Annotated in this window: 24 protein-coding genes; 9 read left to right on the top strand and 15 right to left on the bottom strand. The window is 54.9% G+C overall.

Annotated features, from left to right (window positions below):
• Window positions 1–8: 8 nt before the first annotated feature.
• Genes CSTAT_RS11520 through CSTAT_RS11505 form a run of 4 tightly spaced genes read right to left on the bottom strand, consistent with a single transcriptional unit; the run spans window position 9 to window position 3911 of the window.
• Entirely contained in the window at window positions 9–1511 is a 1503-nt protein-coding gene (locus tag CSTAT_RS11520; protein WP_075723569.1) for a phospholipase D-like domain-containing protein, read from the bottom strand.
• Between the two features lie 9 nt (window positions 1512–1520).
• On the bottom strand, window positions 1521–2330 hold the full coding sequence (locus CSTAT_RS11515) for an exodeoxyribonuclease III (RefSeq protein WP_075723568.1): 810 nt from the start codon (window positions 2328–2330) through the stop codon (window positions 1521–1523).
• Window positions 2331–2333: 3 nt separating this feature from the next.
• On the bottom strand, window positions 2334–3302 hold the full coding sequence (locus CSTAT_RS11510; RefSeq protein WP_075723567.1) for an N-acetylglutamate synthase, CG3035 family: 969 nt from the start codon (window positions 3300–3302) through the stop codon (window positions 2334–2336).
• 18 nt (window positions 3303–3320) lie between these two features.
• Window positions 3321–3911 carry a peptide deformylase gene (locus tag CSTAT_RS11505; RefSeq protein ID WP_075723566.1) on the bottom strand — a complete coding sequence of 197 codons (591 nt, stop codon included), beginning with the start codon at window positions 3909–3911 and terminating at the stop codon, window positions 3321–3323.
• Window positions 3912–3927: 16 nt separating this feature from the next.
• Here CSTAT_RS11505 and CSTAT_RS11500 point away from each other — a divergent pair, with 16 nt between their 5' ends.
• From CSTAT_RS11500 to CSTAT_RS11485, 4 genes are all read left to right on the top strand, one after another.
• Window positions 3928–4215, top strand: coding sequence for a DUF3263 domain-containing protein (locus CSTAT_RS11500; protein ID WP_156845127.1), 288 nt, complete (start codon window positions 3928–3930; stop codon window positions 4213–4215).
• 10 nt (window positions 4216–4225) lie between these two features.
• Window positions 4226–4918, top strand: coding sequence for a LytR C-terminal domain-containing protein (locus tag CSTAT_RS11495; protein ID WP_083640854.1), 693 nt, complete (start codon window positions 4226–4228; stop codon window positions 4916–4918).
• Window positions 4919–4972: 54 nt separating this feature from the next.
• A complete protein-coding gene (locus tag CSTAT_RS11490) occupies window positions 4973–6130 on the top strand; it encodes a glutamate--cysteine ligase (protein WP_244892845.1) in 1158 nt (385 codons plus the stop codon).
• A gap of 112 nt (window positions 6131–6242) precedes the next feature.
• Window positions 6243–7364, top strand: coding sequence for an HNH endonuclease signature motif containing protein (locus CSTAT_RS11485; protein ID WP_075723563.1), 1122 nt, complete (start codon window positions 6243–6245; stop codon window positions 7362–7364).
• 59 nt (window positions 7365–7423) lie between these two features.
• Here the strand turns inward: CSTAT_RS11485 and CSTAT_RS11480 are convergent, their stop codons facing one another.
• The 9 genes from CSTAT_RS11480 to CSTAT_RS11440 all read right to left on the bottom strand — a co-directional run bounded on the left by CSTAT_RS11480 (window position 7424) and on the right by CSTAT_RS11440 (window position 18443).
• Entirely contained in the window at window positions 7424–8635 is a 1212-nt protein-coding gene (locus tag CSTAT_RS11480; protein ID WP_075723562.1) for a glycosyltransferase 87 family protein, read from the bottom strand.
• Between the two features lie 69 nt (window positions 8636–8704).
• Window positions 8705–9085 (bottom strand): monovalent cation/H(+) antiporter subunit G, encoded by a 381-nt coding sequence (locus CSTAT_RS11475; RefSeq protein WP_066796476.1) that lies wholly within the window; start codon window positions 9083–9085, stop codon window positions 8705–8707.
• Window positions 9085–9357: a monovalent cation/H+ antiporter complex subunit F gene (locus tag CSTAT_RS11470; RefSeq protein ID WP_075723561.1), complete on the bottom strand. Its 273-nt coding sequence runs from the start codon at window positions 9355–9357 to the stop codon at window positions 9085–9087. The genes CSTAT_RS11475 and CSTAT_RS11470 overlap by 1 nt, the downstream gene beginning before the upstream one ends.
• Window positions 9357–9881 (bottom strand): Na+/H+ antiporter subunit E, encoded by a 525-nt coding sequence (locus CSTAT_RS11465; RefSeq protein WP_075723560.1) that lies wholly within the window; start codon window positions 9879–9881, stop codon window positions 9357–9359. The genes CSTAT_RS11470 and CSTAT_RS11465 overlap by 1 nt, the downstream gene beginning before the upstream one ends.
• Window positions 9881–11647 (bottom strand): Na+/H+ antiporter subunit D, encoded by a 1767-nt coding sequence (locus CSTAT_RS11460; protein WP_075723559.1) that lies wholly within the window; start codon window positions 11645–11647, stop codon window positions 9881–9883. Before CSTAT_RS11460 ends, CSTAT_RS11465 begins: the two co-directional genes overlap by 1 nt.
• A complete protein-coding gene (locus CSTAT_RS11455; RefSeq protein WP_075723558.1) occupies window positions 11640–12131 on the bottom strand; it encodes a Na(+)/H(+) antiporter subunit C in 492 nt (163 codons plus the stop codon). The genes CSTAT_RS11460 and CSTAT_RS11455 overlap by 8 nt, the downstream gene beginning before the upstream one ends.
• Complete coding sequence (locus tag CSTAT_RS11450; RefSeq protein ID WP_075723557.1) at window positions 12132–15191, bottom strand: Na+/H+ antiporter subunit A; 3060 nt, start codon at window positions 15189–15191, stop codon at window positions 12132–12134.
• 497 nt (window positions 15192–15688) lie between these two features.
• Window positions 15689–17026 (bottom strand): M20/M25/M40 family metallo-hydrolase, encoded by a 1338-nt coding sequence (locus CSTAT_RS11445; protein WP_066796463.1) that lies wholly within the window; start codon window positions 17024–17026, stop codon window positions 15689–15691.
• Between the two features lie 76 nt (window positions 17027–17102).
• The gene (locus CSTAT_RS11440) at window positions 17103–18443 is read right to left on the bottom strand and encodes a dipeptidase (RefSeq protein WP_075723556.1); all 1341 of its coding nucleotides are present in this window, start codon (window positions 18441–18443) and stop codon (window positions 17103–17105) included.
• A 320-nt stretch (window positions 18444–18763) separates the two neighbouring features.
• Here CSTAT_RS11440 and groL point away from each other — a divergent pair, with 320 nt between their 5' ends.
• The 4 genes from groL (at window position 18764) to ppk2 (ending at window position 22557) form a co-directional block, all read left to right on the top strand.
• Complete coding sequence (groL, locus tag CSTAT_RS11435; protein ID WP_066838704.1) at window positions 18764–20401, top strand: chaperonin GroEL; 1638 nt, start codon at window positions 18764–18766, stop codon at window positions 20399–20401.
• Between the two features lie 681 nt (window positions 20402–21082).
• Window positions 21083–21304, top strand: a complete 222-nt coding sequence (locus CSTAT_RS11430; protein ID WP_075723555.1) for a PorH family porin — start codon at window positions 21083–21085, stop codon at window positions 21302–21304.
• An 89-nt stretch (window positions 21305–21393) separates the two neighbouring features.
• The gene (locus tag CSTAT_RS13680; protein WP_211273011.1) at window positions 21394–21519 is read left to right on the top strand and encodes a porin; all 126 of its coding nucleotides are present in this window, start codon (window positions 21394–21396) and stop codon (window positions 21517–21519) included.
• Between the two features lie 138 nt (window positions 21520–21657).
• Window positions 21658–22557, top strand: coding sequence for a polyphosphate kinase 2 (gene ppk2 / locus CSTAT_RS11425; RefSeq protein WP_075723554.1), 900 nt, complete (start codon window positions 21658–21660; stop codon window positions 22555–22557).
• A gap of 82 nt (window positions 22558–22639) precedes the next feature.
• Here ppk2 and CSTAT_RS13350 read toward each other — a convergent pair whose 3' ends face one another.
• A complete protein-coding gene (locus tag CSTAT_RS13350; RefSeq protein ID WP_228385265.1) occupies window positions 22640–23512 on the bottom strand; it encodes a cytochrome b/b6 domain-containing protein in 873 nt (290 codons plus the stop codon).
• 49 nt (window positions 23513–23561) lie between these two features.
• Between CSTAT_RS13350 and CSTAT_RS13345 the strand changes: the two genes are divergently transcribed.
• The gene (locus CSTAT_RS13345; protein ID WP_083640851.1) at window positions 23562–24014 is read left to right on the top strand and encodes a hypothetical protein; all 453 of its coding nucleotides are present in this window, start codon (window positions 23562–23564) and stop codon (window positions 24012–24014) included.
• Window positions 24015–24399: 385 nt separating this feature from the next.
• On the opposite strand, the gene CSTAT_RS11415 is transcribed toward CSTAT_RS13345, so the two are convergent.
• Complete coding sequence (locus tag CSTAT_RS11415; RefSeq protein WP_066796442.1) at window positions 24400–25158, bottom strand: SDR family NAD(P)-dependent oxidoreductase; 759 nt, start codon at window positions 25156–25158, stop codon at window positions 24400–24402.
• Window positions 25159–25323: the final 165 nt, after the last annotated feature.

Here is a 25323-nt window from a genome sequence, read left to right as displayed (position 1 = left end):
CCTAAAAACTACTGGAGAGCGGAAGATAGGCGCATGACATTGTCGATGTAGCGGCGTGCGAAACTGCGCTTATTCCACTCTTCCAAGGTCAATTCATGCGAGACCGCGCGGTAATTGGCGGCGAGCTCATTAAATTCTGTAATCAAATCTCCCTGGGCAACCAACATGGTGGATTCATAATTGAGGCCGAAAGAACGCATGTCCAGGTTAGAAGAACCAAACGCTGCCAGCGGATGAGACTTCAGGCGCAGGCCATCGTGGGTTTCTTCGGGGTCGGCGCGGCCGGCATCGGGGTCGGCGAGCACGAACTTCGAGTGCAGTACAAAAGGCTCGGGGAATTGATAAATGTGCACGCCGGCTTCGAGCAAGGTTTGGTAGTACGACGACTGCGAGTGGTCGACGACAAATTGGTCAGCGCGCCGGGAAACGTACAGCTCAACTCGGACGTCGCGGTAGGCGGCGGTGGTTACGGCATCGAGTAGCGCTTCATCAGGCACGAAATACGGCGAGCAGATAATCAACCGGCTCTTGGCGTGGTGGATGAGCGAGGTAAACATCCGCAGGTTCGGCTCGGTGGTATAGCCCGGGCCGGAAGGAATCAGCTGCAGGTAGTTGGAATCGGGGGTTTCGCCTAAGTCTTCGAGCTCGGTGATCATTTCGATGTATTCGCCCGACTCGGTATACCAATCCACAGCGAAAACAGACTGCAAAGAAACCACGATGGGGCCCGTGAGCTCCACCATGTAGTCAATCCAGGCGCGGTCTTTGCTCTTATACGCGCGCTTAATGAGATTGAGTGAGCCGATGAAACCACGGTTGCCGTCGATGATGACCAGCTTGCGGTGATTGCGCAGATCAGGGCGGCGGAAGCGGAATTTATGCAGCTGGATAGGCAGCATGAGACGCCAGTCGACGTCGATGGCGCTGAGTCTTTTCCCGAGCGTGCGATATCCTTTGTACTTGAAACTGCCAATCTGGTCGAAGAGGAATTTTACTTCCACTCCGCGCTGGCGCGCACGTGCAAGCGCTTGGAAAAAGGGGTCGGTCTCTTCGTCCCAGCTGGCGATGTAGATTTCGACATAGACGTAGCGCTCCGCCTTGTCAATGGCATCGGCCATGGCCTGGATGCACTTTTTATAGTCAGCGTGAATGCCGATATTGTGGCCCACGACCGCGGGAAATCCGGTGAGATGGCGGTTGAGCTTGATGATGGATTCGACTTCGGGCTGGATAATCTCAAAAGGGTGGTCCGGCACCTCTTTGTGCGCATCGTCGATAGCATCATCTGCCTTTTGCTGGATGCGGTGACGGCGACTGTTGATCTGCGGAGAACCCATGAGCAAAAATAGCGGCAGGCCGATGAAAGGCAGCAGCAAAATAGCCAGCAGCCACGCCGTGGAAGAAGAAGGTCGACGGCCTTCGGGAACGAATCCGACAGCAAAGATTTTGATGGCGTAATCCAAAATGAAAAACGCCGCCTGCCAGAAACTTAAATCTGAAGAAAAGCTCATGAAAGGGCACTAACGAACGGAGTCGAAATCGGGGAGGTCATAATCTGCCCACAACAGTACGTGGTCAGAGCTGCCTTTCTCTGCGCGCTCCTTTTTATCCAAGCCCGCGCCCGTGACCTTTTCGGCAAGGGAGGCAGAAGCCATGTGGAAATCGATGCGCATGCCTTCGTCTTTTTGAAAGCGCATCGACTTGTAGTCGTAATAAGTCCAGCGATCTTTTTCCGTAAAGCGCCGGGTGACTTCTTCCAAACCTGCTTCTTCTAAGCTCTGAAAAGCAGCACGCTCAGGTTCGGTGACGTGCGTCTTGCCGCGGAATAGCTCCAAATCCCACACATCTTCATTGCGCGGCGCAATGTTAAAGTCACCGGTGAGCAGCAGCTTCTCGCGTTTTTTGCTCTCGGCATAGCGCGCCAAGCCGTAGAGGAAATCTAATTTATAGTCATAGTGGCGGTGAGTGATTTCACGACCATTTGGAACATACAGCGACCAGATTTCGACATTGCGAATCACTGCACCCAAAGCACGTGCTTCTGGGGCCTGTTCTTTTTCCTCATCATTGTGATATCCCGGCTGGCCCGGGAACCCCGTGAAGATCTCAGTGGGCTTTTCACGGCTTACAATCGCCACACCATTCCACTGGTTTAAACCGTGGAACACGACGTGGTAGCCGGCGTCTTCAAACAGAGCCTGGGGAAATTTATCATCAGCGACTTTGGTTTCTTGCAGACACAACACGTCGATGTCGTGCTTGTCCATCAAGTTCAATGCTCGCTCACCGCGAGTGCGTACCGAGTTAATATTCCACGTGGCTATCCGCATGATTTATAGGTTACCTGGAATAACTTCGATATAGCGATGCCGGTGGTGCTCTAGCATCCCCAATTTCTCATACAGCGCCACCGCAGCATCATTTCCTACGCTGACTTGCAGGTAGGACTTCTCCGCGCCCTCGGCAGCACCCCAGGCCATGGCAGCGGCAACCAAACGCGCAGCCAAGCGTTGACGACGTGCAGATTCGCTGACCTTCACACATGCAATACCCAACCACTTGGTGCCGTCTTCGGACTCCGTGATGGTCGCGCGAAGCACTGCGCCGGCAGAGGCGGTGAAAAAGGCGAGGGGGGAATCGATGAGCGATGCATCTGTGAGATCAGTGCCTACGTGATCAGTAATCTCCAGCCAGGCGGGGGTGGGTTCGGAAGAAATATCAACCTCGAGGGTGTCGTCGAGGTAGGGCTGGATATCGCTTAAATCATCCAGCGTGCGGGTCATGACGATCTTTTCCACATCGATATGCTCGTGCGCAAGCTTCAGCGCCGAATTGCCGATGCGCTCTGGAACCAACAACACACACGGCAAATTATGGCTTGCGTAAAAGGCCATGAGTTCCGCAATCGGCGCGCGCTCAAAACCTGCCGAAGGCCCCAAAGGAACTGCCGAGTTGGTGCGCTTGGTGATGCCATCGCCTGCGCGCATAAGCCACTGGCCATTGCTCGTCCACTGAGTAGCGTGCCCAAGATAGGACTTAGCCGAGGCGACTTCAACATGGCGAATATCAGAATTACGCACCGTGCGCGGCGACAGCTTTTTCACGACATAAAGCTCTTCTGCCGGGATGACTACCTCCGGGAGTGCAGAAGGAAACCCACCGACCATCTGCGGACGGATAGTCAGAGGCTCGACTGCCACGACATGGCCGATGACATCGCTGTGCCCACCGCCTTTGAATTTGCGGCGTGCGACCACGCGATCATCAACGGTAATCGGGTCGGAGCGAAATGCCTTAGCCATAATTAAAAAGTGTCGTCTTTACTCGTCGTCGTGTCCAAATGGGTCAATATCTTCACCAGGCATCCAGGTTAAACCGGCAACATTCCAGCCATTAGCCTTAATGGCCTTCTTGGCGGCGCGCTTATTGCGGCCAATGAGAGTATCGGTGTACACCAAGCCATCGAGGTGGCCAACTTCGTGCTGCAGACAGCGTGCGAAAAAGCCCGTGCCTTCAACCTCAATCTCTTCGCCCTTTTCATTCAGGCCTGTAACCTTGGCCCAGTCGGCGCGGCCGGTTGGGAATCCTTCGCCCGGCACAGACAGGCAGCCTTCGTCGTCAGAGCCGTCATCGGCAGGCATGGTCTCTGGAATCTCAGAAGTTTCCAGCACGGGGTTGATAACGCAGCCTTTATGCATGTGGCCTTCATCATCAGGGCAGTCATACACAAAAAGACGCTTGGCGATGCCAACCTGATTTGCCGCCAGGCCCACACCGTGGGCAGCAGCCATGGTTTCATACATGTCTGCAATAAGTGTTTGTAATTCAGGGGAATCGATCGGCTCCGTGACCGGTTCAGTGGGGTTATGAAGGACAGGGTCGCCATGGATCACAATTGCGCGGATAGTCATGGAATACAGTTTAAGCATGACTAGCGCCAGCGACAGTAACGGGCATGAAGAATTAAGCCCCTTAGATCAGCAAATTTTGGATTTTGAGGCCCACGCGCCCAAAGCCATTGCGTTGAAAGAAAAAGCGATTCGCGCTGAGCTGGATATTTCCCCAGTGCGCTACCACCAGCGTCTCAACGTGATTGTGGAATTGCCAGCAGCGTTGGCATATAACCCGGTGTTGGTAAAAAGACTGCTTAGAAAACGTGGAGAACGCGAGGAAATCCGGCGTGCCGCGCACGAAAACTCATCCTCTGACAACTAGTGTTACTGGTGTGACTAATGAGACTGTAGACAATTCAGGGAACGAAGCTAGCCAATCTGCTGGTGCAGGAGCTACCGCCACCACGTTGCCGCTGCGCGGTTTCGCGATGGTGCTCATTGCCGTTGCGGTCATGTTCGGCCTGTGGGCGCTATATGCCTTCACCCAAGATGACAGTTCTGAGCAAGCCGCTGAGCAAACCAACGAATCCAGCGAGCAAGAACCAGGCACTGTCGGCGCCGATACTGCCGAGCAATCCACAGATATTCCAGGGGACGAAGCCGGTGATGCGCAGGCTGACGCCGATAAGGACAATCCAGAAGCCAAGCCTGAGCAAGATGACGCAGACCGTGGTGATGCTGAAAAGGCCAAGCGGGCATCGACAGGCGATGATGCACCCGCTGCTGCTCCTGCCGCCCCTGCTGCGCCGCTGAAGGTCAATGTCTTGAATAACTCGATGACCCAAGGCCTAGCTGCCGATGTCGCCGACCGCCTGCGCGCCGATGGCCGAGAGTTGGGCGAGGTAGGAAACTTCGCCGATGAAATCCTGCCCGAAACCACCGTATTTTTCCCCAAAGGCAACGCTGCTGCCGAACAAACCGCGCGCGAGCTCGCCGATCAATACCACGGCGTTGCCCGCGAGCACAGCAATATTTTGCCTGATAACACCCGCGACGGCGTGACCATTGTCTTAACTGACAACTAAAAATTAAAGAATGTAATCACGCCTGGCCCCATGTCGGTTGGGTACGATGGATTAGTGAGTAACACGGAATACGTCGAAGAAATCTTCGCCCGCTCCCCGCAGCCCACGCTGGGGGTTGAGTGGGAAGTCGCGCTTGTTGACCCCGTAACCCGTGACCTGGTGCCACGGGCATCAGAAATTGTGGATGCGGTTGCAGACATTGCGCCCGATATTCACCTTGAAAAAGAATTTCTGCAAAACACAGTTGAGCTGGTCACCGGCATTTGCAACACCGTTCCGGAAGCAATTGCTGAGCTCAACACTGGCATTCGCGCCGTGCAAGCCGCTGCGAAGCAACACGATATCCGCGTCTGGGGATCCGGCGGGCACCCTTTTTCGGATTTTCGGAAGAACCCGGTCTCGGAAAAGGAATCCTATTCTGAGATCATAAACCGCACGCAATACTGGGGCCAGCAGATGCTGCTGTGGGGAACGCATGTGCATGTGGGCATTTCCCATGAGGACCGCGTGTGGCCCATCATTAACGCGTTGATGACAAAGTACCCGCACTTGTTGGCGATTTCCGCGTGCTCGCCGGGCTGGGATGGTTTGGACACCGGCTACGCCTCCAACCGCACGATGCTGTACCAGCAGTTGCCAACAGCCGGCATGCCTTATCAATTCAAGGACTGGGCCGCGTGGCAGGACTACATGCGGGACCAGTCTATTTCCGGCGTTATCAACCACACCGGTTCCATGCACTTTGATATCCGCCCGGCCTCGAAGTGGGGCACCGTGGAAGTCCGCGTGTCTGATGCTTCCTCGAACCTGCGGGAGTTAGCCGCCGTGGTGGCGCTAACCCACTGCCTGGTAGTTCACTATGACCGCATGATTGATGAGGGCAAACCGCTGCCTATCTTGCAGCAGTGGCATGTTGCGGAAAATAAGTGGCGCGGTGCCCGTTATGGCATGGATGCTTTGGTGATTACCTCGCGCGCTACCGATGAACGCTGGGTTAAAGACGAACTCGCCGACTTGGTCGATGAACTAACCCCGCTCGCGAAGGAACTAGGGTGCGCGCGGGAGCTGCAGCTGGTGCTGGAAATCATCGACCGCGGCGCCGGTTACGAACGCCAGCGCAAGCAATTCCGAGCTAGCGGCGATTGGAAGAGCGTTGTTGACATGACGTGCGATGAGCTAGACACTCTATTGCCGCTTGTCGATGACTCCTAAAACTCCCTCCTGTGGATAACTTTGCCTGTTGCGTGATGTGTCAACGTGGTCATCCACAGGTTTTTGTCCTTCCCCTAGCGCGGGCTTGCGTTTGCGTTTTAGTGTCGAAGGCATGGATAAATACGAAGAATTTATGGCTCTTACCAGCCAAGCAATAGGCATCTTAAAAGACATGTCTAAACGCTCGCCATATGACATGGCAAGCGATGGCATGGCTCGCAAGACTGCGAAGAGTTTCACCCAGCTTTCCGATGTCCTTTTCGGCCCCACCGACTCACCTCGCCTCCAACGCGAATCAGTAGCGCTTGCTGAAGAGCGAGGGTTAAGCCTTGAGTATTTAGAGATGGTGGAAAAGCACGCCAAGAAGTTGCAGAAGCGCGGTGCCGCCTGGCGCTTGCGTGCTGAACTTATCGCGTTTGAGGGCACCTTCGAAGAAGTCGAAGCCTACGCGAAAAAGCGCGTTATGGAAGAAGGCGGCGACAAACCCAAACAGCGCGGTGTACGCCTAGGTCGCGTTGTAGACGGCCTACGAACTATCAGCATCACCGATACCCAACGTCGTATTACCGATTTAGAAAAGACGCCTGACGCCGCCATCAAGGATGATGACCAGCTACGCTCAGAAGCACTTCTGGAGCCCTTCTGGGACCTTGTTGAAGGCACCGGCACTGGGCTCATCAAGCCGGAATACCGCACCGTGATTGCTATTGGTCTTGATGATTTCGCGAAAGTTTCCTGCGGCAAAGGCGAGGACGTCATTGTTGCTTTATCCGACGGCACGACAATGACTGGCGCTGAATTCATCAACGCTGCGATGGCCGGCTCCCTTGGTGACAAGCTCTATGTCGGTCTTTTCCACCCCACCGCCGGACCGGTGAATCTCTACGAAGCCCGTTTCGCATCAGAGAAGCTGCGCACCTTGGCCATGGCGGAAAACCTGGTGTGCCCGTGGCCGGACTGCACCGTACCGGCCGATAGATGCCAAGTTCACCACATCGACGCTCACAAACACGGCGGACACACCAAGCCATCGAATCTGACGATGCTGTGTAAGTACCACAACGGTGTCAATGATGATGGTCCGCGCAAGAAACGGAAACGACCAAGTCCGGGTAAACCCAAGCGCGGCAGGATGCGCCGACACCGCGGCAAAGTCCGCCTGCACACCCCAGGCGGCAGGCTCGTGGAGAACACGCACCACGTGAGCAGCATGGGAGCAATGGATCTGATTTAAAACCGGGGAGATCCCCACAGCTAGCAAGAGCTAACTAGCCAACCGGGCTGGTTAGCCGATTAGGTGATCGATTTTTCGGATGGGCGCGTGCGGAGAAGACCAGTGAGTGCGTAGCCAGCGATAAAAATTATGCCGGTGCCGGTAAAAGCTAGCGCGCCTAAGGTTCCAAAGTCATCGAGGTGCTGATAAGCCGTGCCTTCCCAGGCCTGCTTGGCAACAAAGGGCAGCGCGAAGATAATCAACACCACGAATGAAGCCAAGCCCGCGACTTGCGCGCCGAAAATGCCGGGTAGGCGATGTCCCAACCACTGATTGACTGTCAGCATGAGTGCCAGCAGTAGCGGAAGCACCCACACCCAGTGGTGGAACCAGGAAAACGGGGAAATCAGACACGAAGAGATACCGGTCAGCGCCATCGCCACGGTGCCATTGTGTCGTTTGCAGGCAAGACGCACCGCGATGCAGGTCAGTGCGAAGACCACCACGATGGCAATGACCCACCAGAGGCCGCCTTCGATGTTGAATTCGCGCTCGAGAAGCGAGCGAATCGATTGCGCACCGGGATTGCTGTGATCGCCCACGCGCGAAGAATCAAAGATGGCACGTTCCCAGAAGTCTTGGGCATCGGGAATAGTAAGAAAGCCGACGCCCACGGTTAGCGCAAAAGTCACCACGGAGATGGCTGCCGACCACCAGCGACGCTGAAATAACAAGGCCAGGCCCAAAAATGCAGGGGTGAGTTTCAAACCCGCGGCAAGGCCAATGCCGATGCCGGGCAGACGGCGCTTGGGCAAGAAATCTAGGGCCACCAGCAACATCAAGAAGATATTGATCTGGCCGAAAAATAGCGTGCCGTGAAAAGGCACGAAAGCTAGCGCCGCAGCAGTTAACAAGAGAGACAGCAGCCAATTGGAGGCGCGGTAGCCGTAGCCGCGCTCGCGAAAGACCAGTAGAAAGACAGTGAAAAGCGCGAGCGCTGTGCCACCTTGCCAGAGAATAACCAGCCAATTTTCGCTCAAATAACTAAGCGCCATAAATACCGTGCCCGCAAACGGCGGGTAGGTGAAAGGCAATTTGCCGACGTAGGCTGCATCGTAAAGCTGCCCGCCGGAGGCAACATCTGTGCCGGCCGCAGCATAGATATAAAGGTCTAAAGGCACACGCCACGTCAAAGCATGGTGGCCATCAAAGTGGAGAATCTGAAAAACTGCCCACGCCGCAAACGCGGCTAGGGCAAGGGCTAGCGAAGTGACGCCCCAGGTCTTTTTCACGCTTGATATCTCTATCTACTCGGGTGGCAATATTTGCATTAGAACTACGCCAAGCGTACGCCTAGATTTTTATTTGCGCCGCATCTGCTTTGTCGCAGGCTGGTCATTGCGCGACATGTGGTCATCGTCAGCATAGAGACCTTCGCGGCGCGAAATACGTGTCATGCGCTGCGCCGTGACCGGGCTGGTGGCCAAAGCAAAGACAACCAGCAAGAATAAAATGCCTAAGTCAGCGCGCTCAGCAACGCCGAAAGATTCGGATCCGGTCACGCGAATACCTGCGCCCAGGATGGTGAAAATCAAGCCCACGGTCTGCGGCTTGGTGACAAAGTGAATGCGCGACATCGGATCTTGGAAACGCGCCACGCCAATCGCCGCGGATAGCACCAGCAGTGCACCGGCGAAAATCAAGATAAGGGAAACAACATCGGCAAAAAATGCGTAACTCATTAGTTATCCCTCTTTCTAAAGCGAGTGACAGAAACCGTGGAAATAAAGCCCAGTAACGCAACGACCAGCATGGCATTAGTCACCGTGGTATCCAGCGTCCAGCAGATGTAGACGGCTACGGCACACTGGCACATTGCGACGAAACCATCCATGCCCACCAGGCGGTCCATGGAGTTTGGGCCTTTGACAATGCGCCAGGTGGTGAGAAGGAAGGAGATAACAAACATCGCCGCAGCGATAGACAAAAGTGAGTTATAAATTGCGGGATCCATTATTTGTGTTTCCCTTCGAAGATAGAAATCATGTGGCGCTCAAGGCTGACTAAGTTGGCGACTTCGCGGTCGATATCAGCTTGTGTGGTGGCCTCAAGAACGTGCACGGTGAGCATTCGGTTCGCAATATCAATTTCTGCGACCGTGCCGCCGGGCTGCAGGTTGTACAAAACCACGGCGAGGCTTAGGACCAGCTCATTTTCCACGCGCATCGGAGCGCGCAAAATAGCGTTCTTAGGTTTTTCGCCGGGACGAACAGCAATCCAGGCCACCTTGACCGACGCCCATAACAGGTCCCCAGTCCAGATGAACATGTACCGGATGAGTCGACCCCAAGAGACATTGAGCTCAGAAATCGGCATCGCCGGCAGCGGCAGGAAGAAGACAATGCCAAAGCCGACCAGCATGCCGCCGAAGACATTAGCCCAGGTGACCTCGCCCATCAGCAGGCACCACATGATGGTTAGCCACAGGATGAACGTGGGACGGAAACGATGCCGTGCGCCAGTTAAATACTTGTTCACTAGTTTTCCTCCCCAGCATCAGTTGCCGTATCCGCAAATGAAGCGGAGCCATTAGCTGCCGGCTCAGGTTCTGGAAGCGGATGAGTGCGGTTTTCAATCGAATCTCGGTCCAGATAGCGATCTTGCGGGTCCAAGTGCCGGATGGGGTCTTCGGAGTGATCGCCTAAGACGGCATCTTGGTAAATCGACTGGTCTTGCGCGGACTCTGCCGAACGCGAGGTCACGCCGGAGACAGGACCTGCAACAAACGTAATGATGGTCGATGCCAGAACCAACAAAGCAGTAGAGCCAAACATGCCAAAAGGCAGGCGGCCGACATCGGCGCGTTCAGAGTAGGCGACTTCGTCGGTGACATCGGCCAGCGGTGCTGGACGAGCCAGGGCGACATGGCCTTCGGGGGCATCGGCGCGGTCACGCAAGAAGCCCTTCGACCAGACCAAAACCATGACGTACAGGGTCAGCAGCGAGGTAACCACGGCGCCGCCGATGAGAACCCAGGACATCCAGGTGCCATTATTTGCGCCTGCCTGCAGCAGCATAACTTTGCCCATGAACCCGGAGAAAGGCGGGATGCCGCCGAGGTTCATGGCTGGGATGAAGTACAAGATGGCAATCACGGGCGCGGTGTAGATCAAAGAGCCCAAACGCCGCAGCGAGGAGGTGCCAGATTGCCTTTCGATGAGACCCACGACCAAAAACAGTGCTGTTTGCACCAAAATGTGGTGCACGGCGTAAAAGATGGCGCCGGACAGTCCCTGCGCGGTACCGAGTGCGACACCGAAGATCATGTAACCGATGTGACTGACCAGAGTAAATGACAATAAACGCTTGATGTCGGTCTGCGCCATCGCGCCTAAAATACCGACGATCATCGTCGCTAGGGCCACCCACATCAGGAGCCCATCAAGTGAGCCGTCAGTAAAGACAGCCGAGCGCATGCGGATGATGGAGTAGACGCCGACCTTGGTCAAAAGGCCTGCGAAGACTGCGGTAACCAGCGCGGGTGCGGTGGGGTAGGAGTCGGGCAGCCAGGCATCGAGTGGCACCACGGCAGCTTTGATACCGAAGGCAACCAGCAGCACGCCGAAAATTGCGGTGCGTGTGCCCTCGGGGATTTCTTGGATGCGAATACCGATTTGCGCCATGTTCACGGTGCCCACGGCGGCATAGGTCAGGCCGATGCCGAGCAGGAAGATCATGGAGGAGACCATGGAGACCATGACGTAGCCAACGCCAGCGCGCACGCGGGCGGGTGAAGCGCCTAAGGTCAGCAGCACATAGGACGCCACTAAGAAGATCTCAAAGCCGACATACAGGTTGAACAAGTCACCGGCGAGGAAAGATACATTCACGCCCATCGTCAGCAGCATGTAGGTAGGCAAAAAGACTGTTACCGGTTCATCTTTGCCGCCATCGCGCACACCTTGCGAAATGGCGTACCACATCACGGAAAAGAGCACGATGGATGAGGTAAAGAGCATAACCGTTGACAAGCGGTCCGCGACCAAAGTAATACCAACGGGTGCATCCCAGCCGCCGACTTGCAGGGTTTGAATGCCGTCGATGTCTGCAATCAACAACAAAGTCAGGCTGACGAGGGAAGAGAAGGCCAGCATGAAGAAGGCTACCTGGGACTGCAAACGCTGGAAACGCGCTAGCAGCAGCGTTAATGCCGCGCCCGTGACAGGAATCAAGACCGGCAGTGGAATGAGGAAGCTGATATAAGGAAGAAGCAGCTGTACAAAGGAGGTAATCAAATCACTCATCCTTGACCCCCTTTACGGGCTCTTCGAAGAAGCGTGGGCCGAAGGTATCGCCTTGCTTGGTGTCACGTCCGGTCGTTGGATCGGAAGAAGCGTCCAAGTCAGGGGCAGCAGAGGGGCGAGTAGCTATCGATGCCACCGCTACGTCGTCCACATCATCTTCAATAACGTCATCGGTGCGGTAGCGGTACTGACGATAAGCAAGCGTCAAGATAAACGCCGTCAACGCCATGGAAATAACAATCGCCGTCAGAATCATCGCCTGCGCCAGCGGATCCGCGATTTCTTCGCCGTGTGGTTGGGAATCGCGACCCATAATCGGAGGCGATCCGGCATCGCCACCGGCCTGAATGATAATCAGGTTAACGCTGTTACCGATGAGCAAGCTACCCAGCAACATCTTTGTCATGGCGCGGTCCAGCACCAGGTACACGCCCGCGGCCATCAATGTCCCGGAAGCGAGGAGAAACATGAGGTTGGCTTCCATTTACTTCTCCTTTCCGTCATTATTGGGGTTTTGGGCATTTGGACTAGATGGTGAATCTGGCCCTTCTTTGCGTGGCGGGACTTCCGTCGGCATATCTATTTCTGTTGTACCGGTTGTATCCGTTGGTGCCTCTGACGTTGAGGAGGAAGGCATAGGTGCCGTGGTGCGCGCGGAAGCTGCGGCTTTGACGCGTGCTTTACGCTGACGGTTTTTCCGCGCCAGTGAACGTGCACGGTCACGGGCGCGCTGCTTACGAATTTCTTCTTCCTCATCGAGTTTGCCGCCCAAGGAGTGCAGGATATGCATCGTCAAGCCAATGACTACGAGATAGACGCCGAGGTCGAAGACCAAAGCCGAAGGCAAGGAGACTGAACCGACCAGCGGGATATCAATCGTGCCGTAGGCAGAAGCCAGCGGCGGCAGACCCCACAGCATTGGTCCAAGTGCTGCGGCAATCGCGAAGAAGAGGCCTACGCCCATGATGCGGCCGCCATCGACAGGCAATGCTTCTTCCAACTCCGCGCGGCCGCCGGCGAGGTAGCGCAGAATAAATGCCAATGCCGCGACCAGGCCGCCAGCAAAACCGCCGCCTGGGGCATTGTGGCCTGTGAAGAAGAAGTACAGCGACAGCGCAATCATCGATGGGAAGAGCACGCGCGTTGACACATCAACCATCAGCGAGCGGTTGAGCTGCTGCTCGGTCTCGACGCCCGCTGCCAACCAGCGACGACCGGTCACGCGCAGGGTAGGGCGGCGGGATTCGCGGGTAAAGGACTGCGTGCGGTAGATAAGCGAGGCAACACCGGTCGCAGCGATAACCAGCACGGTGATTTCACCGAAGGTATCCCACGCACGGATATCAACCAGAAGAACGTTGACGGCATTGGCGCCGTGACCGATTTCCTTGGCCAAATCCGGAATGTGAATGGAGATGGATTCTTCCGTGCGGGCGTTGACGGCGAACATGGTCAAAATGACCGTGAGCAGGCCGACCCCAATCGCCAGCCAGGCGCGCATGCGGTTGTGGCGGGGTTCGCCGCGCCATTCGGTATTCGGGGGCATCTTGCGCAGTACCAACATGAACAAGACCATGATGATGGTCTCCACCAGCAGCTGCGTGAGCGCCAAATCTGGGGCGCCGTGCAGCACGAAGATAAAGGACAACCCGTAGCCGGTAATACCGACGATGATGACGCCGGATAAACGGTTGTGCGTCATCGTGGAGCCGAGTGCTGCGGCGATGATGATAAATGCCGCGAAGAACTGCCACGGATTTTCCGCGACAATCATGCGCACATTGGTGAGATCGCCGAAGACGATGGCGAAGGTTGGCAGCAGGATTAGACACACGAAAATCGTGGTCAAGTTCAGCTGCAGTGAGCCACGCTGGGTATTTGCCGTAATGCGCAGCGAAAGATTACGTAGGCCAACTAGGACGGCATCGTACGCATTATCCGCATTGCCCAAGGCAGCATATTCGCCTTGGAAGGGCTTGAGCAGGTGACGCTGCCAGTGCAGTAAGCAACCAGCAAGGATGATGACGGCAGAAATGCCGAGCGCTAGGTTAAACCCGTGCCACAGGGACAGATCTGAACCTTCGGCGCTGTAGAGACGGTCTAAATGCTGGTTGATGGGGTTCGACATGAACTTCGGGAAGAGGCCGAAAAACACGGTTAGCGCCGTCAAGACAGTTGGTGCAATCCACAAGATTGGTTCAATCTTGTGCATCTTCTCCACGGCTTCAGAGGTTGCGCCATTCTTGGTGGCAAACGCTCCCCACAAAAAGCGCAGGGCATAAGCCATGGTAAAGACCGAACCCAGAATGATTGCGATGAGCATCAAATTGCGGGGCATACCAATGAGCAGTGGCTCGTTCATCACCGAATCAATGACGGCTTCTTTGGTGACAAAGCCAAAGAGCGGCGGGATGCCCGCCATGGACAAAGCGGAGAGAATTGCCAGACCAAAGATGAAAGGCTCTTTGCGCGCGAGACCCGAAAGCTTTGGAATTTCACGGGTTCCCGTGGCGTGGTCAATGGCTCCGACAATCATAAACAGCGTTGCCTTGAACAACGAGTGCGCAAAGGTCAAGGCCAGTCCAGCCAGCATGGCTTCGCGGGAGCCCACGGCCATAATGGAGATGATAAAGCCCAGCTGGGAGACAGTACCGTAAGCCAGTACCAGTTTGAGGTCGATCTGTTTCAGCGCCATCCAGCCGCCCATTAACATGGTGGCTAAGCCAATGGGGATGACCACCAAGTGCCAGGCAGAGACGCCGTTGAATTCCGGGGCAAGACGTGCAACCAGGTAAATACCGGCCTTGACCATGGCAGCGGAGTGCAAGTATGCCGAAACCGGAGTCGGGGCAGCCATTGCGCCGGGCAGCCAGAAGTGGAAGGGGATATTCGCGGACTTGGTCAGCGCACCGGCCAGAATCAGACACAGCGCCACGGTGACATATGGGGTTTGGGCCCAACCGTCGTATTCCGTGATTTGGCTAAAGTTCCAGACACCAGTTTGACGGCCCAAGATGATGATGCCGACCAGCATGGCCAGACCACCTGCAGCAGTGACCATCAGCGCCTGGGTGGCAGAGCGTCGCGAGGATGCGCGCTCACCGTAGTACGCCACCAAGAGGAAGGACAATACCGAGGTGATTTCCCAAAAGACGTACATCAACAGCAGGGAATCAGAGATGACCAGGCCATACATCGCGGTGGCAAAGCCGATCATTTCCGCACCGAAGAGGTTCAGGCGCCGGGGGACGGAATCAAAATAGCCCCAACAATAAACTAGAACCAGCGCGCCGACTCCTAAGATGATGAGGGAGAAAAGCGCAGCTAGACCGTCGAGGCGAAAGTCTAGGTTGAGGTGCGCAGCCGGCATCCATTCGATGCTGGCCTTATGGTCTAAGTTGCCTTGGACCAGCTGTTGCACAACCCAGATAAAGCCTCCCCCTGGCACGAGTGCGAGGATTCCGAAGGCAGGCCGACCGAGCGTGTGGATCAAAAAAGGTGCACACAGCGTCGCGGCAATTAGAGCTAACAGCAATATCAGCACAGTATTCGGTGCTCTCCTACTTTAGTTAGCGAAGCAATAGAGCTCCTTAAAACGGACAGGGTAGGGGCCATAGGTTTTCGTTTATCGACTTTCAACCCGCGCTGTCCCAGCGGCGGCAAAGCAACCTTTTTGAAATAGTGCTGTTTCACCTTGAATTACTGCAACATCTAAGGAATCACCAACATGGACTTGTGCATCTCGTGACGAGGGTTACTCAAGGAAACATGTTGAGGCGGCGTCGATAGAAAACGGCGCGGCCAACACAGCCAATAGTAGCGTGACGTGGGCTAGTTTGAAAGATAACTTAAAAATATTCAGTATTATATGGAGCACGTGCGGACTTTCTGTCGATCAACAGTTGACGTGATGTTGCTGTGATCATGCTGTGCGCTGGTTCGTTGTGGATGTCTGAGGGCTTTTAGGGATGCGGATCAGGGCTTTTCGATGGCCCATTCGCCCCTTTTGTAATCTTTGCCACTGCATGGAGCAGTGGGTGGCTAGTGGAAGCGCGTGAGAAATAACGCCTCGGTTTGCACCATGTGCTCAATTTCTGTGGGGTCGACGGATTCTTGTGGGGAGTGAATGGCAGAGGTCAAATCAGCTGCGCCGAAAAGGGCTATCTCTGAGTCGGGGAAAGCTTCGTGTAGCTCCACCGTCAAGGGGATGGAACCGCCGGTGCCGATTTCGCTGGCATCCATGCCGTAGGCATCGGACATGCACTCGCGCAAGAGGTTGAGAATCTCCCCATCTTCATCGGCAGCATAGGAGCGGTTGATGGCTAAGATTTCGGCATCGACCTGCGCGCCCCATGGCGTGTGCTTTTGCAGGTGTTCGATAAGTAGTTTCGCAGTTTTGGCGGTGGTGATGCGCTTGCCGGCGCTATTGCGTTGCCGTGGTGGCACACGCAGGTTCAAGTGTGCCTGGGCGGTGGCGGGGACGGCGTTGATGGCGTCTTCGACGGGTGTGGAAGAAAACCCGGTAATAGAAACCGCTGGGCGTGCCCAGATGAAACTCGCGATATCTCCCTCGGGCAATTCGGTCCCGTCGAGCATGCCGGTATCTGCGCGGAATTTTTCTTCAGGGTATTCTTCACCGTCCCACTCGCCGGTGCAGTCTACGCCATCGATGACGCAGCGGCCTTCTTCATCGCGGACGGAATCGAGGGTGCGAATGAGTGCTGCGACGGCGTCGACAGCAGCGCCACCGAATTTGCCGGAGTGCACAGGCGCTTCCATGGTTTCGCAGTGCACGCGGATTTGCGCCGATCCGCGTTGCAAGGTGACTATCGATGGCACCCCAGGCTCCGTATTGCCGGTATCGACGACGAAGATGGCTTCAGCCTCGAAAAGTTCTGGGCGCTCTTCTAAAAGGTGCTTGAGGCCGAGTCCGCCGTTTTCTTCCGAGCCTTCAATGACGAATTTGATAGTCGGTAGGTTAGGTTCGTCCTTGATGAGGCGCAGAACTTCCAGGTGCATGGCGATGTGCCCTTTGCAGTCCGCGGTTCCGCGTCCCCACCACCTTCCGTCTTTTTCGGTTATTTCTAAAGGCTCGTGGTCCCAGTCTTCGCGTGGACCTAAAGGCACAATGTCATGGTGGGCATAGAGCAACACCGTGCGCTCATTGGCTGGGTCACCGGGTATCTCGCCGAGGATAGCTAGGGATTTATCAATCCCTTCGATGATCTGGGTTGTGGCGCCGACTTTGACAAACGCATCGTGTACCCACTGCGCGCAGGCTTCATAGTGCGCGCGCAGTGAGGAGTTCACATGTACGGACTCGAAGGCAACCATCTGCGAGAGGTCATCAAAGATACGTTGTCTGGAGGGGCTAAACATAAAAATAGCTTAGCCCCAATAAATGTGGCCAAGCTAGAAAGACCCTTATACGTAGGTACTGTAATTGCTGCTGTAACTACAGGTAGCGCTGCAAAAATAGTGCTTCGGCAATAGCGATATGTTCAATCTCTGATGGATCGACGGATTCATTAGGAGAGTGGATAGCGCATAGTGGCTCTTCGACACCGAACAGTGCAATCTCTGCATTCGGGTGTGCATCTTGGAGCTCGACCGTCAGCGGAATAGAACCGCCCATGCCGGTGGTCGTGGTTTCTTTGCCATAAGAATCAGCCAGGCACTGCTCGAGAACCTTCAGCGCAGGCTTGGTGAGGTCAGTTTCGAAGCCGCGTGCAGCTTCGATAATCTCAGCGGTGATGTGTGCGCCGAAAGGAGTGTGTGCCTTTAGGTGTGCAACAACAGCTTCGGCAATTTCCTGTGGGTCGGAGGCTGCGGGCACGCGTACATTGAGCAATGCTTCCGCTGTTGCAGGCACTGCATTGACCGCTTGGTCAACAGGTGTGGAGGTAAAACCGGTGACGGTGACCGAAGGACGCGCCCAGACCAAGTCGCCAGGATTGGTGTTTTCATCGCCGGCAATTTCTGTGCCTTCCAGCAAACGGGCATCTTTACGGAATTCTTCAGCTGGGTAAGGACGACCCTCCCACTTAGCTGCGGAATCGGTGCCGTCGATAACGGTGGCACCGGAGGCATCGTAAAGCGAATCTAGCGTGCGCATCAACGCCTTAACTGCATCTGGTGCTGCACCACCGAACTGGCCGGAGTGTGCGGGGCTCGAGAGCGTATCCATCTGCACGCGAACCTGGGCCGAGCCACGCAGAGAAGACGTCAAGGTCGGCTCACCCACGGCCCAGTTGCCACAATCGGCAATCAAGATGGCATCGGCAGCAAATGCTTCTGGGCTTTGTGTAATCAACTTGGATAGGCCAGCGCCGCCCATTTCTTCGGAGCCTTCAATAAGCACCTTGATATTAAGGTCTGAACCGCCTGCTTCATTTAGCGCGCGCAACGCGGCTAGGTGCATAATCACATTGCCCTTGCAGTCTGCTGCACCGCGGGCATACCAACGGCCATCGCGCTCAGTGAGGGTAAACGGATCAGATTCCCACTTATCGAGGTCACCTGCCGGAACCACGTCATAGTGCGAATAGAGAAGGACAGTCTTGGCGCCTTCCTTGCCGGCGCGGGTGCCCAGAAGCGTGACGGAGCCATCTTCGGTAACGTGTTCTTCTACCTCAAGACCTGCTTCTTGCAGGGCCGTGGAAACCCACGTCTTCGCGCCGTCCATCTGGTCTTTGAGTTCGGCAAAAGTGTGAACCGAATTGAAACTAACAAGTTCAGATAATTGGGCGAAGATTTTCTCGCGATCGCCTTGAATAATTTCCTTAATATCAGTCATGTTCCCCAACTTACACCGCGGGCTTGTTCCATTACATGGAACGACCAAGAATGGCAGGGAATGCGACGAAATTGACTGTGTCGGGAGCTTCTGATCCGATGCTGCCAACCAGGAGAGAAAATAATGACATGTGCAGCCACGCTGGTGAGCTGGAGATTTATGATCGCCAGTACCTTTTTTCTTGCACTCGAGGGGGCTGAGTGCCAGAATGGTTGCTGACACCAGGTTGAGGTTGGTACGCACTCACCAATCCTGCCGTCGCGGGCGCCTGCGTGGAACATAAACCTTGAGTGAAACCCAATCTAGGAGATTAAAACACTATGGCAAAGATTATTGCCTTCGATGAAGAGGCACGTCGTGGTCTTGAGAGTGGTCTTAACACTCTGGCAGATGCAGTAAAGGTGACACTTGGACCAAAGGGACGCAACGTCGTTTTGGAGAAGAGCTGGGGCGCTCCAACCATTACTAATGACGGTGTTTCCATCGCTCGCGAAATTGAGCTCGAGGATCCATACGAAAAGATCGGCGCTGAGCTGGTTAAGGAAGTTGCGAAGAAGACCGATGACGTCGCTGGCGACGGCACTACCACCGCAACCGTTCTGGCTCAGGCTCTGGTTCGCGAAGGTCTGCGCAACGTAGCTGCTGGCTCTAACCCAATGGGCATCAAGCGCGGCATTGAAGCAGCAACCAAGACTGTTGTTGAAGCTCTTCTGGCTTCCGCTAAGGAAATTGAAACCCAGGAGCAGATCGCTACCACCGCTGGTATTTCCGCAGCGGACCCAGCAATTGGCGAGAAGATCGCTGAAGCTATGTACACCGTCGGTAACGGCGCTGTAAACAAGGACTCCGTTATCACCGTTGAAGAGTCCAACACCTTTGGTGTTGACCTTGAGGTTACCGAGGGTATGCGCTTCGACAAGGGCTACATCTCCGGCTACTTCGCAACTGACGTTGAGCGTCAGGAAGCAGTCCTCGAAGACCCATACATCCTGCTGGTCTCCTCCAAGATCGCTAACATCAAGGACCTCGTTCCACTTTTGGAGAAGGTCATGCAGTCCGGCAAGCCACTTTTGATCATCGCTGAAGATGTCGAGGGCGAAGCACTGTCCACCCTAGTTGTTAACAAGATCCGCGGCACCTTCAAGTCCGTTGCTGTTAAGGCACCTGGCTTCGGCGACCGCCGCAAGGCAACCCTGCAGGATATGGCTATCTTGACCGGCGGCCAGGTCATCTCTGAAGAGGTTGGCCTGTCCCTAGAGACCGCTGACCTGCCATTGCTGGGTCAGGCACGCAAGGTTGTTGTCACCAAGGATGAAACCACTATCGTTCAGGGTGCTGGCTCCCAGGAGCAGATCGATGGCCGCATCAAGCAAATCCGCGCTGAGATCGACAACTCCGATTCCGATTACGACCGTGAGAAGCTGCAGGAGCGCTTGGCTAAGCTCTCCGGCGGTGTCGCAGTCCTGAAGGTTGGCGCTGCAACTGAGGTTGAACTCAAGGAGCGCAAGCACCGCATTGAGGACGCAGTCCGCAACGCAAAGGCTGCTGTTGAAGAGGGCATCGTTGCTGGCGGTGGCGTAGCGCTGCTGCAGGCTGCTGCTGCTCTGGACTCCCTCGAGCTGACCGGTGATGAGGCAACCGGTGCGAACATCGTTCGCTCCGCACTGTCCGCTCCACTGAAGCAGATTGCTTTCAACGCTGGTCTCGAGCCAGGCGTTGTTGCTGACAAGGTTGCGTCCCTGCCTGACGGCCAGGGCCTGAACGCTCAGACCGGTGAGTACGTTGACCTGATGGAAGCTGGCATCAACGACCCAGTTAAGGTCACCCGCTCTGCTCTGCAGAACGCTACCTCGATTGCTGCACTGTTCCTCACCACTGAGGCAGTCGTTGCTGACAAGCCAGAGCCGAACGCTCCAGCTATGCCAGACGCTGACGCAATGGGCGGCATGGGCTTCTAAGTCCATCCCCGCTATAAACGCGGCACAGCGCTTTTAGCGCTTGTTTAAAAGCCCACCGTTTCCTCTTCTCGGGAGCGGTGGGCTTTGTCGTGCCGACTGAAGCGCAGAAAGGGCACAGGCATCAGTGTCAGGATCGTCACCATCTCAAATTGGTAACGAAATGTAGATTTGCCCCCAAAACTAGCTAACTGTCGCGTATCAATTAAAGATACAAACCTATTCCAAGCCCCAAGTTTCCCATAAGCTTTCAATCAATTTTCGCTACCTCTGGCGGGTTGAAGATTTGAAGTGGGCTTAAACTAGCCCCGAATTTGGGTAGTGGTGCCTTGATTCTTGAAAATTGTTGACCAAAATTTCCGGCACTTAACGGCCGTCTGTCAATAGTTTAAGCGTAAACCATTATTTACCTTGGTAAATTCTGCGAAACTCCACGTAAACACCATATTAAAACCGCAGTTCAGGATCTCAACTTTATGCCCAGTAATTACTGTCAGTTAAGCTTCCGAAGGAAGGTAAGGCTGCCTTTAGTGTCCCGGGTTATTTTTGTTAAAAACTTTTTTCTGTTTTGCCCTTGAAAAGTGACCCAATTGTGACAAGATACATGGAGTGACGCCCGATAGGGTGTCTGCAAATCCGCAAACACCTCCGGGCAAGAGTCCGGACTTCACATAGGAGACACACATGGATCTGTCTTTCGTCAAGGAACAGCTCGAAACCTTCGCTACCTTCGCAGGCGCTATCGGTGACTTCCTGCAAAAGCCTGCTGAGATTCTTCAGCTCGTATTTGGCTGGTTGGGTGACGGCTACACGGTTGGTGAGGGCGAGGACGCTGTAACCCACACTATCGACAGCGACCTAGAACTTACCTCTAGCTTGCTTGGTTCCTCCAAGGACTCCGAGTAATTCAGTTGCCGCTCAGGCACAAATGATTTTGTTCTTTCTCAGCGCATGGTATGAAACTTAGCGCACTACACCCTTAAAGGAGTACAACAATGGAATTTCTTCAAACTTGGGACACCCTGTCCTCTGACGGCGTAATCGGTTCCCTCATCGCAATCTTGGAACCAGCTGGCGCGTGGGCTAGCGCCGCTGCTAAGCTCATCGGCTTGGTTTCCTAGTAGTAGCCTGTAGCTACTGACTTTGTAGTAGCTAACCCGAAGCCCCTGCTTTTGAGCGGGGGCTTTGTTGATCAAACTTAGCGATAAAAATAGATAGCTCACCGCGCCGGAAGTACTTTTAGCGATTAAACTAGCAGCATGGCTGATATTAAAGATGATAAATTACCAGTAATCGATCTGGCAAAGACAGACGGTTATGTAGTTGACGACTCGGACGAGGATGATCCGAACCTGATCATGCCGGATGGCTCCGCCGTGCAAACCTGGCGTGAGAACTACCCTTATGAAGAGCGCATGTCGCGTGAGGAGTACGAAGTTACTAAACGTGCTCTTCAAATTGAGCTGTTGAAGTGGCAGAACTGGACCAAGGAGACAGGACAGCGCCACATCATCTTGTTTGAAGGCCGTGACGCCGCCGGTAAGGGCGGAACTATCAAGCGCTTTAATGAGCACCTTAATCCGCGTGGTGCGCGCACGGTGGCCTTAGAAAAGCCATCGCCGCGCGAATCTACGTCGTGGTACTTCCAGCGCTACATTAAGCACTTGCCAGCCGGCGGAGAAATCGTATTCTTCGACCGCTCTTGGTACAACCGCTCTGGCGTTGAGCGTGTCATGGGCTTTTGCACCGAGTCACAGCACGCGGAATTCTTGCGTGAAGTACCGATGCTAGAAAATATGCTCTTAGGATCTGGAATCTCCCTGACAAAGCTGTGGTTCTCTGTCACTCGTAAAGAACAGCGCACGCGCTTCGCTATCCGCCAGATTGACCCGGTGCGTCAATGGAAGCTATCTCCTATGGACTTGGCATCTTTGGATAAGTGGGATGACTACACCCGCGCCAAAGAGGAGCAATTCCGTTACACGGATACGGATGAGTCTCCGTGGATTACGATCAAGTCGAATGACAAGAAACGCGCTCGTATTAATGCGATGCGCTATGTCTTAAGCAAGTTTGAATACACCAATAAAGACCATGCGGTCGTGGGGGAGCCTGACGAGAATATCGTCAAGCGTGGCCGTAACCAGATTGGTGATTAATACGGGCTTAGTGTCAGTCAAAGAAAAGTGATGGTCGCTGCGAATCTTCGCAGCGACCATCACTTTTTAGAACTTGGGGAAACTAGCGGGCTGTCACCTTGCCAAACAGTCGCGCAACTGGTGCCAGCACCATTGGCCGCGCGGCAATCCATGCTGCGGCAATGACAACCAATGCACCCAAGAAGATAAAGAACCCTGTCCAGTTGTTCGCATAAACGGTTGGGTCGACATCGCCTTGTGCTGCAAACATTGAGTTGAGGTTTCGTAGCATTCCGGTGCTAATGACAAGGACTACGTGAATCACGATAAAGATGACGAAGTAGAGCATCACCGGTAGGTGAATCTTGCGTGCCACCGGAGCTGGGTAGAACTGGGATGCCTTTGTCCACTTCTTTGACCAGAAGCTGCTGAGTCGGAAACCAGAGATGATAGCCAGGGGAGCAGCGATAAAAATCGTGACAAAGTACGACAGCAACTGAAGCGCGTTGTAATTGACCCAGCCATTTTCAGTTGGCCAATCTAAGGTCAGATACTGCAGACCGGCCGATAGGGCGTTCGGAAACACATCCCAACTGGTTGGAACAACACGCATCCAGTGACCAGTAACAAACAGCAGAATGATGAAAATTAGACCGTTGACAACCCAAAGGATATCCAGCGAGAGGTGGAACCACATGGTCAAGCTGATTTTCTTCTTCGACAGCTTCGGTGTGACATAAGCGCTTGGTTTGCGCTCGTACCGGATCTGCAGACCACTGCGAATAATCAGCACGATGAAGAAGAAGTTGAAGAAGTGCTGCCAGCTCATCCAAGCAGGGATGCCGACTGGCGCATCATCAGGCAGCGCCGTGTGTCCGGAGTAGCGGTTAAGGAAATCTGTACCCATCTCTGTCGTGAAGAAATACCTTGCCCCGAAAACTGCTAATGCAAGAAGAACTGCCAGGCCGATGATCACGAGGATTCCTCCGCCGATCCATTGTTTTAGCGTGAAGCGACCATAACTCTTGTCAGCGGCCTTCTTTGCCTCGGCGGGCTTTGCAGTCGACTTCGTTGCTGCTGGCTTTTGCGTTGCTGGAGCCGCTGGCTTGGAAGGCGCACTTGCTTGTGAGGCAGCCGGAGTGGAAGGTGCGTTGGGGCTACTCGGTGCCGCAGGGGCGGACGGTGAGCCGGGAACGCTCGGGGCAGCGGGAGCCCCCGGTGCCGCGGATGCAGGCGCTGCCGGTGGCGTCGGAGCAGCTGGTGCTTGGGGCGCACTCGGTGCGCCGGGCACAGGTGTGTCCGTACTAGTTGGAGGTGCGGGCGCAGCCGGCGCAGCAGGTGTTGCCGGTGCTTGTGGTGCAGCTGGAGCATTGGGGGCCGTCGGAGCAGCAGGTACATTTGGTGCGGCAGGTACAGCGGAGGCGTGCGCCGACGGAGCTTCCGGTGGTGTCGACGGTGTCGGAGCAGCTGGTGCTTGAGGCGCACTCGGTGCGCTGGGCACAGTAGGTGCCGTATTGCTTGGAGGTGCGGGCGCGGCAGGTACGGCCGATGCGGCAGATGTAGTTGGAGTGGTGGGAGCAGACGGAGCTGAAGGCACGTCAGCGGTGGGAGCAGGAGGGGCAGAAGGCGGTGGTACGTTGCCTTCTTTATTAGGGAGGCCATCGTGAAGATTGCCGGTCATCTATTTGTCCCTTCTACGCTCACTCACGTCACCCAGACTGCAATTTATCTGGAAGTAATCATCAGTCCTATTGTCTGTGACGAATGCACGGCATCCAAATGGAGAGCCGAATTACCAAAAGTATGCAGGTCTGACTGTGAACTTATTTGGTGGGCAGGAAGGAGAACTTTGACGTACTTGTGCTAACGCATTCCCATGCGGATGGCGCCGTCTAGGCGAATGGTTTCCCCGTTGAGCATCGGATTGCGGATGATGGATTCCACCAACTGAGCGTATTCAGTGGGCTTTCCCAAACGTGCAGGGTGCGGAACTTGCTTACCTAAAGAGTCTTTAACCTCGTCGGACATAGTCGCCACCATGGGCGTTTCAAAAGTGCCGGGTGCGATGGCAACAACCCGAATGAGCGAACGCGCAAGGTCACGCGCAACAGGCAGAGTCAATCCAGCAATGCCAGCCTTTGAGGCAGCGTAAGCAGCTTGCCCCATTTGACCGTCGAATGCTGCGACCGATGCCGTGTTAACAATCACGCCGCGTTCTTCGCCATCGGCAGGATTATCCAGCATTGCTTGGGCACTCAAGCGGATAACATTAAAAGTGCCATTCAGATTTACGTCGACGACCTTGGTGAAATCTTCGAAGGGAAATGGGCCTTTAGAACCCGCAGTCTTAAATCCATTAAGCATTCCAGCGCAGTTGACTACGATAGCCAGGTCGTGGTTTTCATTCGCGATATCAACAGCGCGCTGCACCTCGTCCTCGCTGGTGACATCGGCAGGCGCGAAGACAACATCTCCTTCAATGTCATTGAGAAGGCTTTGATCGGCGCTCGGCAGGTCGATTACCACAACACGGGCGCCCGCAAGTGCCAGCATGGTTGTGGTGGCAAGCCCGAGCCCGGAAGCGCCACCGGTTACTAGTGCGGTCTTTGCAGAGATATCCATGATTTATCCTTTTCCAACTGAAGATTTGCGTACATGGCCTTGCCCGCTGCCGAGAGCTGCGAGCACTCCGGCAGTAATAGGTACGGGATTTGGTAAAGCTGTGACGCCCTTGCAAGGCAGAAGTTGTTTCGCCATACTGCTCCTCTCATCCACCAGAAGGTGATG

The organism is Corynebacterium stationis (genome assembly GCF_001941345.1).
In the GTDB taxonomy this organism is placed as follows: Bacteria; Actinomycetota; Actinomycetes; order Mycobacteriales; family Mycobacteriaceae; genus Corynebacterium; species Corynebacterium stationis.
This window is presented reverse-complemented; position numbering and strand designations above follow the sequence as displayed.

Bases quoted from the DNA above. Each gene is read 5' to 3' on its own strand.
- CSTAT_RS11520 (WP_075723569.1), bottom strand. From the start codon at position 1,511: ATGAGCTTTTCTTCAGATTTAAGTTTCTGGCAGGCGGCGTTTTTCATT.
- CSTAT_RS11460 (WP_075723559.1), bottom strand. From the start codon at position 11,647: ATGAGTGATTTGATTACCTCCTTTGTACAGCTGCTTCTTCCTTATATC.
- CSTAT_RS11485 (WP_075723563.1), top strand. From the start codon at position 6,243: ATGGATAAATACGAAGAATTTATGGCTCTTACCAGCCAAGCAATAGGC.
- CSTAT_RS11430 (WP_075723555.1), top strand. From the start codon at position 21,083: ATGGATCTGTCTTTCGTCAAGGAACAGCTCGAAACCTTCGCTACCTTC.
- CSTAT_RS11500 (WP_156845127.1), top strand. From the start codon at position 3,928: ATGACTAGCGCCAGCGACAGTAACGGGCATGAAGAATTAAGCCCCTTA.
- CSTAT_RS11505 (WP_075723566.1), bottom strand. From the start codon at position 3,911: ATGACTATCCGCGCAATTGTGATCCATGGCGACCCTGTCCTTCATAAC.
- CSTAT_RS11445 (WP_066796463.1), bottom strand. From the start codon at position 17,026: ATGTTTAGCCCCTCCAGACAACGTATCTTTGATGACCTCTCGCAGATG.
- CSTAT_RS11515 (WP_075723568.1), bottom strand. From the start codon at position 2,330: ATGCGGATAGCCACGTGGAATATTAACTCGGTACGCACTCGCGGTGAG.
- CSTAT_RS11475 (WP_066796476.1), bottom strand. From the start codon at position 9,085: ATGAGTTACGCATTTTTTGCCGATGTTGTTTCCCTTATCTTGATTTTC.
- CSTAT_RS11440 (WP_075723556.1), bottom strand. From the start codon at position 18,443: ATGACTGATATTAAGGAAATTATTCAAGGCGATCGCGAGAAAATCTTC.
- CSTAT_RS11470 (WP_075723561.1), bottom strand. From the start codon at position 9,357: ATGGATCCCGCAATTTATAACTCACTTTTGTCTATCGCTGCGGCGATG.
- ppk2 (WP_075723554.1), top strand. From the start codon at position 21,658: ATGGCTGATATTAAAGATGATAAATTACCAGTAATCGATCTGGCAAAG.
- CSTAT_RS11455 (WP_075723558.1), bottom strand. From the start codon at position 12,131: ATGGAAGCCAACCTCATGTTTCTCCTCGCTTCCGGGACATTGATGGCC.
- groL (WP_066838704.1), top strand. From the start codon at position 18,764: ATGGCAAAGATTATTGCCTTCGATGAAGAGGCACGTCGTGGTCTTGAG.
- CSTAT_RS13680 (WP_211273011.1), top strand. From the start codon at position 21,394: ATGGAATTTCTTCAAACTTGGGACACCCTGTCCTCTGACGGCGTAATC.
- CSTAT_RS11415 (WP_066796442.1), bottom strand. From the start codon at position 25,158: ATGGATATCTCTGCAAAGACCGCACTAGTAACCGGTGGCGCTTCCGGG.
- CSTAT_RS11510 (WP_075723567.1), bottom strand. From the start codon at position 3,302: ATGGCTAAGGCATTTCGCTCCGACCCGATTACCGTTGATGATCGCGTG.